This is a genomic window from Paracrocinitomix mangrovi, assembly GCF_019740355.2.
Taxonomy (GTDB): domain Bacteria; phylum Bacteroidota; class Bacteroidia; order Flavobacteriales_D; family Crocinitomicaceae; genus Paracrocinitomix; species Paracrocinitomix mangrovi.
Map to the genome: position 1 here is coordinate 992454 of NZ_CP091819.1, position 12372 is coordinate 1004825.

At 34.9% G+C, this 12372-nt stretch carries 11 protein-coding genes; 9 read left to right on the forward strand and 2 right to left on the reverse strand.

The window, feature by feature from the left end; all coding sequences use genetic code 11:
- Window position 1: 1 nt before the first annotated feature.
- The gene (locus tag K6119_RS04440) at window positions 2-376 is read left to right on the forward strand and encodes a hypothetical protein (RefSeq protein WP_221835757.1); all 375 of its coding nucleotides are present in this window, start codon (window positions 2-4) and stop codon (window positions 374-376) included.
- 4 nt (window positions 377-380) lie between these two features.
- On the opposite strand, the gene lgt is transcribed toward K6119_RS04440, so the two are convergent.
- A complete protein-coding gene (gene lgt, locus K6119_RS04445; protein ID WP_221835760.1) occupies window positions 381-1322 on the reverse strand; it encodes a prolipoprotein diacylglyceryl transferase in 942 nt (313 codons plus the stop codon).
- Between the two features lie 133 nt (window positions 1323-1455).
- Between lgt and serC the strand changes: the two genes are divergently transcribed.
- From serC to rpe, 3 genes are read left to right on the forward strand one after another with little or no spacing between them, the layout of a single operon-like run.
- The gene (serC, locus tag K6119_RS04450; RefSeq protein WP_221835762.1) at window positions 1456-2529 is read left to right on the forward strand and encodes a 3-phosphoserine/phosphohydroxythreonine transaminase; all 1074 of its coding nucleotides are present in this window, start codon (window positions 1456-1458) and stop codon (window positions 2527-2529) included.
- Between the two features lie 4 nt (window positions 2530-2533).
- Entirely contained in the window at window positions 2534-3496 is a 963-nt protein-coding gene (locus tag K6119_RS04455; protein WP_221835764.1) for an NAD(P)-dependent oxidoreductase, read from the forward strand.
- Window positions 3497-3499: 3 nt separating this feature from the next.
- A complete protein-coding gene (gene rpe / locus K6119_RS04460; RefSeq protein WP_221835766.1) occupies window positions 3500-4147 on the forward strand; it encodes a ribulose-phosphate 3-epimerase in 648 nt (215 codons plus the stop codon).
- 4 nt (window positions 4148-4151) lie between these two features.
- Here the strand turns inward: rpe and K6119_RS04465 are convergent, their stop codons facing one another.
- Window positions 4152-6554 (reverse strand): outer membrane beta-barrel family protein, encoded by a 2403-nt coding sequence (locus K6119_RS04465; protein WP_221835767.1) that lies wholly within the window; start codon window positions 6552-6554, stop codon window positions 4152-4154.
- A 160-nt stretch (window positions 6555-6714) separates the two neighbouring features.
- Between K6119_RS04465 and K6119_RS04470 the strand changes: the two genes are divergently transcribed.
- The 5 genes from K6119_RS04470 to K6119_RS04490 all read left to right on the forward strand — a co-directional run bounded on the left by K6119_RS04470 (window position 6715) and on the right by K6119_RS04490 (window position 12370).
- Window positions 6715-7632, forward strand: a complete 918-nt coding sequence (locus K6119_RS04470; protein WP_221835770.1) for a T9SS type A sorting domain-containing protein — start codon at window positions 6715-6717, stop codon at window positions 7630-7632.
- 150 nt (window positions 7633-7782) lie between these two features.
- Window positions 7783-8817 carry a T9SS type A sorting domain-containing protein gene (locus K6119_RS04475; protein WP_221835772.1) on the forward strand — a complete coding sequence of 345 codons (1035 nt, stop codon included), beginning with the start codon at window positions 7783-7785 and terminating at the stop codon, window positions 8815-8817.
- Window positions 8818-8932: 115 nt separating this feature from the next.
- Window positions 8933-10762 carry a polysaccharide biosynthesis protein gene (locus tag K6119_RS04480; protein WP_221835774.1) on the forward strand — a complete coding sequence of 610 codons (1830 nt, stop codon included), beginning with the start codon at window positions 8933-8935 and terminating at the stop codon, window positions 10760-10762.
- Window positions 10759-11157: an acyl-CoA thioesterase gene (locus K6119_RS04485; RefSeq protein WP_221835776.1), complete on the forward strand. Its 399-nt coding sequence runs from the start codon at window positions 10759-10761 to the stop codon at window positions 11155-11157. Before K6119_RS04480 ends, K6119_RS04485 begins: the two co-directional genes overlap by 4 nt.
- An 88-nt stretch (window positions 11158-11245) precedes the next feature.
- Window positions 11246-12370: a toxin-antitoxin system YwqK family antitoxin gene (locus K6119_RS04490; protein WP_221835778.1), complete on the forward strand. Its 1125-nt coding sequence runs from the start codon at window positions 11246-11248 to the stop codon at window positions 12368-12370.
- Window positions 12371-12372 lie beyond the last annotated feature (2 nt).

Below are 12372 nucleotides of genomic sequence, written 5' to 3' on the forward strand. Positions count from 1 at the left end.
CATGTGGCAATTAACTTTCATATTAATCCTGGGCGTTGCTGCCATTTTAACCAGCATACTGGGCTGGAGACTGAAAGAGAAATCACTCACAGTTATTGCAATTGTGGCATTAGGGGTGCAAATGATCTTCTATTTTGCCTCTTTTCAAACTGTTTTATTCTTGATTCTCTTCTCTAATTTCTTCATGCTATTTGTATTTGCTTCCTTAATAATTATTCCTGTAATATTCATCATTAAATCATACGACGACAAACCGGTGGTGACTGAAGAAATTGATGGTCCGGTTATTAATGGACAACCCACACAAGAATACCTGGACAACATTATCAATGGTCCGGATGAGGATCTTAACCTGGAAGATGATTACGATTTGTAGGTGATTACTCCTCTACCGGAGTATCTTTTCCTTTTTTCAGTTTTCCAATAAACCTAAAAGTCAAAAACAAACCTATTAAAACTAGAGGAATACTTAAGTATTGCCCCATATTTAGTCCTTCGGTTTTTTCTAATCCACTTTCCATAAATCCATCTGCCTGATTAGACTTGATGAACTCAATGAAGAATCTGAATCCGAAAACTAAAATGAAAAATACACCCAATAAAAAACCTTTGATTTTTCCTGCATTAGTTTTCCAATACAAGAAAAACAAGATTCCAAAAGTGATAAAGTAAAAAATTGCTTCGTACAACTGTGCAGGATATCTATTGGGAACCTCTGCCAACACCTGAGCAAATTCAGGATTGTTAGCAATTTGATCATAAGCTGCACCAACATTATTTTCACCAGTAATAGCCAAAGCCTCTCCCGCTCCAATATCATGTCTTAAAAACTTAAATCCACTATCAGTTCCGGTAGGAACTCCAACAATTTCGTGATTGAATAAATTACCTAATCTGATCAATCCACCCACCATTGCTGTGGCCACAACCAACCGGTCTAAAACCCACAACACTGATCTTTTAAAGTACTTTCTGGAAATGAAAATTGAAGTTATTATTACACCAATCGCTCCACCATGGCTGGCTAATCCACCTTCCCATATTTTAATAATCTCAATTGGATTTGCTAAATAATAATCTGCCTGGTAAAAGAAACAATGTCCTAATCTGGCGCCTAAAACTCCTCCTAACAAAGTAAACATGAAAGTTTTATCCATCCAGTCTGCAGGAACTTTTTCAGACTTATACATGCGATTAACAATGATGAATCCAAAATAAAATCCCAAAGCCCACATAATTCCGTACCAGGCTGGTATTTTATATCCCGGAATCACATTTGGATGAAAATTCCAAACAATTTCTAGTAGAGTGAAGTTCGCCATAACGGCAAAATTAATTATTTCAATCGTGCATCTGACAAATCTTAAAAAAGAATCAAACTTTAGTATAAATTATATGGCTGTTTGACAGAAATCCTATTCCTTTGTGCTTGCGTCTTTGCTTAACCATAGTATTATGAAAACAAAACACAATTTTGGCGCGGGTCCGTGCATTTTACCGCAAGAAGTTTTTGAAGAAGCTTCAAAAGCAGTTTTAGATTTTAATGGCTTATCAATTCTTGAGATTTCACACAGAAGTCCTGAGTTTATTGATGTAATGGAAGAAGCCAGATCATTAGTAAAAAAAGCCTTAAATGTTCCTGATGGATACACTGTTCTTTTCCTTCAAGGAGGAGCAAGTTTAGGGTTTTTAATCTCAGCTATGAACATGAGTGGAGCCAATAAAAAGGCCGCTTATGTAAATACAGGAGCTTGGGCAAAAAAGGCTAGTAAAGAAGGTAAAAATGCAGGTTTGCAGGTAGATATAATCGCAAGTTCAGAAGATCAAAACTTCAATTATATCCCTAAAGGATTTGATATTTCAAGTGATTATGATTTCTTACACATCACTACAAATAATACCATTTTTGGAACACAGTTCAAGTCATTTCCTGAAACATCTGTACCATTGGTTGCCGATATGTCTTCAGACATCTTTTCAAAACAAATAGATGTAAGCAAATTTGATATCATTTATGCCGGAGCACAAAAGAACTTAGGTCCTGCAGGAGCTACCGTATTTATTGTTAAAGAAGAGATATTAGGAAAATCTACTCATCAAAACATTCCTACATACTTGAACTTGTTGACGCATCACGAAAAAGACAGTATGTTCAATACTCCTCCGGTATTTTCAATTTATGTTTCAATGTTAAATCTGAGACATTTATTAGCAAACGGAGGTGTTGCTGCAGCTGAACAAAGAAATGAAGCAAAAGCAGCATTGCTTTACAACGAAATTGATTCAAATCCTTTATTTAAAGGAACAGCAGTTAAGGAAGATAGATCAAATATGAACGTTACGTTTGTAATGACAGATGATGCCTTAACAGACGAATTCAACAAAATGTGGAATGATGCTGGTCTGGTTGGATTAAAAGGACATAGAGATGTTGGAGGATTCAGAGCTTCAATGTACAATGCCATGAATATTGACAGTGTAGAAGTTTTAGTTGAAGTAATGCAAGAAATAGCGACGAAAAAAGCTTAACCCCATGAAAATTTTAGCAAATGACGGGATTGCACCCGAAGGAGTAAAAGCTCTTGAAAATGCAGGATTTGAAGTATCTACCACTAACGTACCACAAGAACAGTTAGCAGATGCTATTAACAATGAAGGATACGTTGGTGTTTTAGTAAGAAGTGCCACTACTGTTAGACAAGAAGTAATTGATGCATGTCCTAATTTGAAATTAATTGGACGTGGAGGGGTTGGTATGGACAACATTGATGTTGATTATGCAAGATCTAAAGGTTTGTATGTAATCAATACACCTGCTGCATCTTCACAATCTGTAGCTGAATTGGTAATGGGATGTTTATTCTCACTTTCAAGATCAGTATTCCACTCAAACAGATTCATGCCAGAAAAAGGAGCTGAAGAATTCAAAGCTTTGAAGAAATTATACGGTAAAGGACAAGAATTGAGAGGTAAAACAATTGGAATTATCGGATTTGGAAGAATTGGACAAAGTTTGGCGTCATACGCATTGGGAGTTGGAATGAAAGTTAAAGCAGTAGATCTTTACACTGATCCTGTTAAAATTCCTGTTTTGATTGAAGGTCACGGACGTGTTGATGTTCCAATTGAACCGGTAAAAGATTTGAATGAAATTATAGGAGAACTAGACTACATCTCATTACACGTTCCAAAACAAGCTGATGGTTCTGCCGTAATTGGAACTGCAGAGTTTGCTAAAATGAAAGACGGAGTAATACTTGCTAATGCAGCAAGAGGTGGAGTTATTGATGAAGATGCTTTATTGCAAGCTTTAGATAGCGGAAAAGTAAGGGCGGTAAGTTTAGATGTATTTGAAAACGAACCAACTCCTAGAAAAGATTTATTGACAAATGAAAAAATTGCTGCTACTCCTCATATTGGAGCTGCTACAAACGAAGCACAAACCAGAATTGGTTTGGAATTAGCAGAACAAATTATTTCACTTTTGAAAAACTAAGCTATGGCTATTGTTTCCCCCTCTTTATTAGCATCTGACTTTGCCAATTTGCAAAGCGAAGTTGAAATGATCAACGACTCAAATGCAGACTGGTTTCATGTTGACGTTATGGACGGATCATTTGTTCCTAACATTTCATTTGGATTACCTGCAGTAAAAGCTGTTGCTAAACATGCGCAAAAACCATTGGACGTTCATTTAATGATTGTTGATCCGGATAGATATATCCAACATTTTGCAGATGCGGGTGCAGCTTATTTGACTGTGCATTATGAAGCTTGTAATCATTTACATAGAACGCTTCAAGCTATAAAGGATGCCGGAATGAAAGCGGGTGTAGCATTAAATCCGCATACGCCAGTATCAGTTTTAACACACATTATAAAAGATATTGATTTGGTATTAATAATGTCTGTTAATCCCGGATTTGGTGGACAAACTTTTATTAAAGCTGCGGTTGAAAAGGTGAAAGAACTTAAAAATCTGATCAATAAAAACGAAGCTAACACCATTATTGAAGTGGACGGTGGTGTCAATACACAAACCGGAGCCGATTTAGTTGCGGCAGGTGCTGATGCATTGGTTGCCGGGAGTTTTGTTTTTAAATCTGATAATCCAAAACAGACCATTGACGATTTGAAAGCACTTTAAGCTTTTAATCTTCCAGCCTTTCTTTTTCTGATTCATCAATGACAATTCCTGACATTGATCTATCTCTTAATTTACCAAAACTCCACTCTAATGTGAGCATAAAGCTTCTTGTGTCTTGCCATGAACGGTAGCTTACATCAAATGCAGGCATGGCAGATTCACCACGTTCAACATACTGTTTGAAGATATCAAAGACATTGAATCTCACAGATAATGCTTTATTGAAAAACTTACGCGATACGCCAGCATAGAAATAATGCATAGGTTGCAAACTGAAAAATCCCTGAGCTCCGGGAACAGTGTATTCATAAGAAATTTCAATATCACAGATTTTTGGTATTCTGAACTCATTCCATAAACTCACATATAAGGTAGGTTTCGTATTCACAACAATTTGGGCATCATCTTCAATTTCAAACGAGTTAAATGTGTAAGAAAATGAATTGAAGGTAGTCCACCAGCTTAATTCGTAAGGAAGTACAATTCCAATGTTATACAATTCAGCTGATTTCACATTGTCTTCAATGGCACTGAACGTATTAGTGCCCGGATTTTGAACCACGCTTAAGTATATTGGATTAAAGGATTTCGTATAGCTAAAAGAAATAGAAGCATACTCCATGTAAATTAAGCTAAGTTGAGCATTATGTGAAACTGCCGGTAACAAATTTGGGTTTCCTCTAAAAGAAGTAAGTGAATCTATGTACTCAATAAAAGGATCAAGGTCTTGAAATTTTGGACGTTGAATTCTATTTGTATAGGAAGCACCCAAAACTAAATCTGGAGTAAAATTATAATCCAGTTGGATGTTTGGAAAAACATTGTGATAATCTCTATCAATTACACCTACTCCACCAACGTACGAATCTCCTTTGGTAATTGTCCATTCATATCTCAATCCTATTTGATAATCTAGTTTTTTAAGACTACCACTCAATTCAGAGTAAGCACCTGCCACATTCTCATGATAATCAAACTTATTGTAATAAGATGAATCCGTTATCCATCCATTTGTGGTCTCAGCTTGAAAATCAATTCCACTATTATTGGTAACGTAACTGTTTTTAATACCTGCAGCAAAGCTTACTTTATCATTAAATTTCTTTAACAAATCAGCCTGAGCCATAAAAACTTCAATTCCAGAACTGCTGGTACTCTTATAGCGATTAGATTGTGTACTATTAAAATCTGTTTGTTGCCAAATATCTCCTTCTCCAGAAAAATTGAAGTTGGTGTATTGACCTGCTATTCTGAAATCACTACCCAATGAATCTATTGTATGCACATATCCGGTTGAAACGGAATGGGAAAATCTTTTAGGAACATTTACTGTCGTACTACTTATCAAACCTTGATAAACGCTATCCTCATAAACTTTGTTAGAATTGTCAACATCCACAATAAACTTCTCTCTTGAAAAACTATAGTTTAAAAAGATTGTATTGGCAGAATCAATTCTAAAATCATTATCTACCCATACCCAACTGTCAAATCTATGATCAGTAACACGCAGCACATCATTTTCAAGATCTATCACAGGATTTGATTTTATTGTGCGATAATAAGACTCTTCTTCGTGTAATCTTCCGGTATATTGTCCAGCTCCAATGTAGGTTGAAAACCAATCCTTTCTGTATCTAAACCTGCCCCAATAAGCCGCTTGTTCTTCAGTTCTCTTCATTCCTCTTAATCCCAAAGAACCTTCATAGCCATTATAAGTACCTTTTACAGTTATTATCTCAATTACAGCATTTCCCTCTGCATCATATCTGGCTGAAGGATTTTCAATCACCTCAATTCTGCTTACATCATTAGAAGATAGAGAGGATAACATATCCAATGAGATTATTCTTTGACCATCCAGATAAATAATAGCAGGGCCTTTACCAACTACAATTACTTCATCATTTGATTTTACAATCACATTAGGAGTACTTCTCAATAAATCTCTTACTGTTCCCCTATCTGCCAACATGCTCTCCTCAACATTGACAATTAATTTTCCTGGTGCTCTTTCAAAAGGAGGTTTACGATATACAACTTCAACGATATTCAAATCGGTTGATTTGGTACTCAACTTTATTTGTTCCAGTTCTACAATGTTATTTTCATCAGGAATCAATGTTGTTTTTAGATAATAGGCGTCATGAGCATATGCCGTAACTTTAATTAAAACTTCTTTGTCAGCCACTCCTTTTAGCTCTACTTTTCCTTCCCAGACATCAACTCCTTTGATAATGGTTGAATCATTTGGGTTCAAGAGTATAAAATTTCCAAATTCAATTGGTACTCCTACTGAATCAACAACATTGGCTTTGATTGTAAAGGTAGTTTGGCTAAAAGTATTGGCAACTGAACAACATATAATAACGAAGCCAATAAAAAATTGGAGGGTTAACTTTTTCATCTTTTTTGGGTAGTAGACTTGAATAAATATACGAAAGTTTTGACTTTTTAGTATAGCAATCATACACGCTAAATATTTCCTTTATGGAATACTTAACCCGAATGCATCAATAAAATGAACTTTTCATTTTGTGAGTTGTAAATACTAAAAAACTTGAGCTATGATTTCTATTCCCAATCCTTGTAATGAAGACTTTGATGCAATGGCTCCTACCAAGAGAGGAAACTATTGTACTAAATGCAATACGGATACATTTGATTTTAGAAAATTAAGTGATATCGAAGTTTATAAAATTTTAGATGCACATCAAAATGAACACATTTGTGGGCAATTTGAAAATGAACAATTGCGTAGGATAGGAGCCAATTACTCGCATTGGAAAAATCAAACAGAACGCACATTTCAAAGCAAGTTCTTATTAGCCTGTGTATTTGTTTTTGGATTGAGTTTGTTTAGCTGCGACAATGAAGACAAAACAGTTATTGAAAATATTCAATTAACTGAAATGGCAGAAAATGAAGAAGGGGTTCTTACATATATAAATACTGATTTGTCAAACGAAACTATTGATCTATTGGACTATGTGGGTGAAGTGGAGTCAGTTGAAATGTCAGAGATATTTGAAGTAGAAGAAATTATTTGTACCACTGCAGGAGTAGTGGATGTTTATCAAGAGGAACCTTTGATTGTAGAATCTTATACCCGCGGTGTCATAGCAGGAATGATTGCTCAAACGCCAAGAATAATAACAATTGTTGAAGGAGGTACAGATACTACTGAAGAATCAACACTGGCAGAACCGATTGTTATAGATCCGGATTACTTTGAAGCAAAAGCTTTTCCTAATCCAACTACAGACAATGCTCAACTGGCTGTAGAAATTGATAATGAAGCGCAATTTGACATCACATTATATAACATGAATGGACAATTGGTAAGAAACATTCATAATGGACTATTACCATCCGGCAGACAATTATTTGATTTACAATTGAGTGAATTGAATTCTGGAATGTATATCGTAAGAGTAATTTCAGGTGAACAAGTTGAAACTGTCAAGGTTCAAAAAGTAAATTAAAAGTTGGGGTTAGTGCCGCATTGGCGGTTTTTTCATGCATGAATCTTAAGGATTCATTTTGAGGGATAAATGGAGGTAGGGATACCTCCATTTTTTTTGAACCTTTTTTAAAAGTGGTTGTACTGATTTTTGAAACTAATTAAAACAGCTATGAAAAATATCAGCATTCCAACACCTTGTCACGAAAACTGGGAAGATTTTACACCAACTCAAAAAGGTGCTTTCTGCGGATCTTGTCAAATTGATGTATTTGATTTCAGTAACAAAAGTCCCAATGAAATAAAACAAATCCTAAAGGAAAATGCAGGTAAACACCTGTGTGGAAGATTTAAAAAATCACAGTTGGATGAATTGAATGATAATTTTTATGCCTGGGAAAATCAGAGTCCCAGATCTTTTCAAAGCAAGTTTCTTTACGCTTGTTTAGTCGCTTTTGGTATGACATTATTTACCTCTTGTGAAACGAGCGATACACAAATGATAACAGATTTTACAAGTAGTTTTAATATTACTGCTTCTACTGGATCTTCAGAGTCAATTACAACATTCACAATTGACAAAGACACTACCAAAAAAATTAAACCGGATAAACATCATGTAAAAGGCAAAATAGCTTACACATCAGAACAAGAAGAAGAATTTGTAATTCCTGAATTGTTACAAGTAGAAGACACTACTGAACAAGAAGTGGAAATAATGATGCTAGGAGAAATTGCTATTGCTCCAGAATCAAATATCTATTGTACTCCTGATATACCAGAAGATACATTAGTGGATGTTGTTGAGGATACGCTCTATGATGACCAAATGATAGATGGAGAAATTGAACTTACTCCTGAATTTATAACGTATGTTGAAGATTCCATTAAAGATGTTGACAATGAAGCTACTTTGATCATTAACAAAATGACAGAGATTACCGAAGGACAAGTATTTGAAACCAAATTGTTTCCCAATCCCACAACTGATTTGTCAAACTTTGTGTTAAATGTTCAAAAAGAAACTGACTTTGACATCTACTTATATGCTTTAAATGGTAAGCAAATTAAACACATCTATAAAGGTGAATTACCAGTGGGTGAGCGCAAATTCCAAATCGATTTAGCTAAGTTCAGCTCAGGCAGTTATCTACTTGTAGTACAAACAGATACACAAAAAGAATCCTTAAAGATTCAAAAATTATAAAATTACAGCTATCCTTTTCAGATTTGATACGTATTAAGAGGTAGAAAAGACAATTTTATTTACCTTTTTTATGCGGTTACCATCCAGAAACGTACCCAGGTGGTCTATTTTCTTAGTGGATTTAGCGATAGCTACTGCTGCACTACTGGTAGCTTATATGGTAAGATTCGACACTACTGATCTTCCTATAGCAACCGAGTACCACATTTTTATATCAGGATTACCAATTTATTTATTGGTTAGAGGAGTTATGTTCCTGATTTTTGGTGTGCACAAAGGGATGTTAAGGCATACAGCTACTGCAGATGTTAAAAAGGTAATTCTTTCTACAACTCTTGGTACACTCGTAATGGTGGCCATTTCATTCTTTAAATTCAAAATCTATCAGGACAGTTACTTATTTCCGAGTTCTGTAATCATTGTTGAATACTTTGTGTGTATTTCTTTCTTACTGGTTTTCAGATTTGCTGTAAAACTCGTTTACATGGAAGAGTTGAAAAGAGACAAAGATCAAATTCCGACTGTAATTTATGGAGCCGGCACTTATGGTTTAATTACCAAACACACAGTAGAAAAAGAAGCAAAATTGGCTGGGAAAATTGTGTGTTTTATTGATGATGACAATTCTAAAACCGGTAAGTCTCTGGAAGGATTGAAAATATACAATAGCAAGTCACTAGATAAAATTATAGAAACGCATGAAATCAAGCGTTTAATTATGGCTATTAAAGAGCCGATTAAAACAAATAAAAGAGCTGTAATTGATACTTGTTTAGCCAATAACGTTGAGATTTTAAATGTTCCACTTCCTACTGAATGGATCAATGGAGAATTTACGACGGGGCAAATCAAGCCAATTAAAATTGAAGATTTGTTAGGAAGAGAATCTATTAAGTTAGATTCAAACCGATTGAAATCGGAATTTAAAAACAAAACTATTCTGGTTACCGGTGCAGCAGGAAGTATAGGTAGTGAAATTGTAAGGCAATTAACTGCTTTGGAACCTGAAAAAATTATCATGCTTGATCAAGCCGAATCTCCTTTATATAATTTGGAGATGGAGTTGAAAGAAAAAGATGTATTTGATTTAACAGAGAGTGTAATTGCTGATATCAGAAACTTTCAAAGGGTAGAAAATGTATTCAATACATTTAAACCTGACATTGTATTCCATGCTGCTGCCTATAAACATGTTCCGCTAATGGAGGATAATCCTTCAGAAGCTATCCTTACAAACGTACAGGGAACTAAAAATCTTGTTGATTTATCAATTGAGCATAAGGTCAACAATTTTGTTCTTATATCTACAGACAAAGCTGTAAACCCTACAAACGTAATGGGGTGCTCAAAACGAATTGCAGAAATTTACGCTCAATCTGCCAATTCAGTATCAGACACTAAGTTCATCACTACTAGATTTGGTAATGTATTAGGATCAAATGGATCTGTTATACCATTGTTTAAAAAACAAATTGAAGCAGGTGGACCTTTAACGGTTACGCATGAAGATATTACCAGATTTTTTATGACCATACCAGAAGCTGTTTCTTTAGTATTGGAAGCAGAATTGATGGGAGAAGGCAAAGAGATATTTGTTTTTGACATGGGAGAATCTGTTAAAATTTATGACCTTGCTAAGAAGATGATTAAGCTAAGTGGTTTAGAACTTGGTAAAGACATTGAAATTAAGATCACAGGTTTAAGACCTGGCGAAAAATTATATGAGGAATTGTTGACCAATGAAGAAAATACCCTTCCTACACATCATCCTCAAATTCTAGTTGCCAAAGTAAGAGAATATGATTTTGAAGAAATTTCAAATAGCATCTCTGAATTGGTAATGCTTTTCGAATATCAGAATAACGAAGAAATCGTTAAATTCATGAAATGGGTTGTACCTGAATACAGAAGTAACAATTCAGAATTCGAAAAACTTGATAAATGATCAAAGTTCCAATACAAGTAAGGTTTGCTGATTGCGACATTGCAGGCCATATTCACAACGCCGTTTATTTACATTACTTTGAATCTGCTCGCATGCACTTTTTTGTATCGCAGTTAGGAATGGAATGGGATTGGAGAAAAAACGGAATTATTTTAAAGAAAAATGAAGTGATTTACCACTCTCCGGGTCAATTGCAAGATCAATTAATTGCAGAGGTAGGATGTTCCCATTTAGGTAACTCAAGCTTTACTTTGTATTATAAGATTATCAACCAGGATGGAATTTTAAGAGCAGAAGGCAGTTCAGTGATAGTATGTATGGATTACATCAATGGAACTACACAAGCTATTCCTACAGAAATGCTTACGGCATTGAAAGCACATCCTACAGGATAATTGAAAGTCAATACAGCATCAATTTTGAAGTATTATTGTTAATTTAAAGCAGGATTTTGAACTTTCAAATTGAGCAAACACAAGAATTATGCGTCACATTACAGCTATCGTAACCATCTTATTAATGTCTAACTTATCATTTGGTCAGGATGGATTTAAAACAATCGATCAATCTGCACAAAAAAAAGAAAACGAACCACCTAAGTGTCGTGATCTTAGATTTAGGATTGTTCCTAATTGTGTGGAGACTGTTTATCCGGACGAAGATCAAGGAGGAGCTATGATGCATAAAAAATCCGGTAAACCTTTTACAGGTTCTTGTATTATGTGTCATTATAACGGAAACCTGGAGATGTTTTTAACTTTTCAGGGAGGGTTTGCTGTAGGCGTGGATACTGTATGGTATGAAAACGGGAATCTTCAATTAATAAGATCACATGACGTAAACGGAACAGGTAAAGAAAACGGAACCTGGAAATTGTATCGTGCCAATGGAAGTTTGAAATGGGAAAAGACCTACGTAATGGGAGCAGAAAATGGAGAGTCTCGTTATTATTATCCTGATTCAAGTTTGCAAAAAATTGAAACTTGGAACATGGGAGAATTAGACGGTAGAAAACAAGAGTTTTATCCCAATGGGACGTTGAAGAAAGAAATCATGTACGGTAATGGAGATTGGAATGGAAAATACATTACTTACTTCGATAACGGATTGGTTGAATCAGAGCAGCAATTTGAAAAAGGTAAAAAAACAGGCTTGAGTAAATACTATTATGACAATGGTGAATTGTTGTATGAAGAAAATCACGAAAATGGTTGTCTTGAAGGAGAATCAAGAAGATTTTATCCAAAAGACAAACGAATTTGGACCGTAGAAAACTATTCAAAAGGAATCAGAGATGGGGTTTTTGAAGAGTATTATAATTCTGAGAAAAACACTATAAAATTCAAAGGAGTTTACAAGAAAGGTTCTTTGGTTGAAGAGCATTATTTTGACGAGTTTGGAGAAGAAACTGAAAAGCCTGAATCGGCAAAAAATCCTTTCTTGACTAAACAAGAGCAAGATGACGTTAAAAACTGGCCTGAATATCCTACTGATGACTTTTTAAAAGAAAAAGGAGTGGACAGAAAAACTTATGATAAGGCTCGTAAAAATTACATGAAGAAAAAGAGTAAGCAAAAAGAAAATCCAGCGAACTTAACAGGTTGCTAAGG

What these genes read in the sequence shown, in the direction of transcription:
- K6119_RS04440 (WP_221835757.1), top strand. Translation starts at nt 2, where the DNA reads ATGTGGCAATTAACTTTCATATTAATCCTGGGCGTTGCTGCCATTTTA.
- lgt (WP_221835760.1), bottom strand. Translation starts at nt 1,322, where the DNA reads ATGGCGAACTTCACTCTACTAGAAATTGTTTGGAATTTTCATCCAAAT.
- serC (WP_221835762.1), top strand. Translation starts at nt 1,456, where the DNA reads ATGAAAACAAAACACAATTTTGGCGCGGGTCCGTGCATTTTACCGCAA.
- K6119_RS04455 (WP_221835764.1), top strand. Translation starts at nt 2,534, where the DNA reads ATGAAAATTTTAGCAAATGACGGGATTGCACCCGAAGGAGTAAAAGCT.
- rpe (WP_221835766.1), top strand. Translation starts at nt 3,500, where the DNA reads ATGGCTATTGTTTCCCCCTCTTTATTAGCATCTGACTTTGCCAATTTG.
- K6119_RS04465 (WP_221835767.1), bottom strand. Translation starts at nt 6,554, where the DNA reads ATGAAAAAGTTAACCCTCCAATTTTTTATTGGCTTCGTTATTATATGT.
- K6119_RS04470 (WP_221835770.1), top strand. Translation starts at nt 6,715, where the DNA reads ATGATTTCTATTCCCAATCCTTGTAATGAAGACTTTGATGCAATGGCT.
- K6119_RS04475 (WP_221835772.1), top strand. Translation starts at nt 7,783, where the DNA reads ATGAAAAATATCAGCATTCCAACACCTTGTCACGAAAACTGGGAAGAT.
- K6119_RS04485 (WP_221835776.1), top strand. Translation starts at nt 10,759, where the DNA reads ATGATCAAAGTTCCAATACAAGTAAGGTTTGCTGATTGCGACATTGCA.
- K6119_RS04490 (WP_221835778.1), top strand. Translation starts at nt 11,246, where the DNA reads ATGCGTCACATTACAGCTATCGTAACCATCTTATTAATGTCTAACTTA.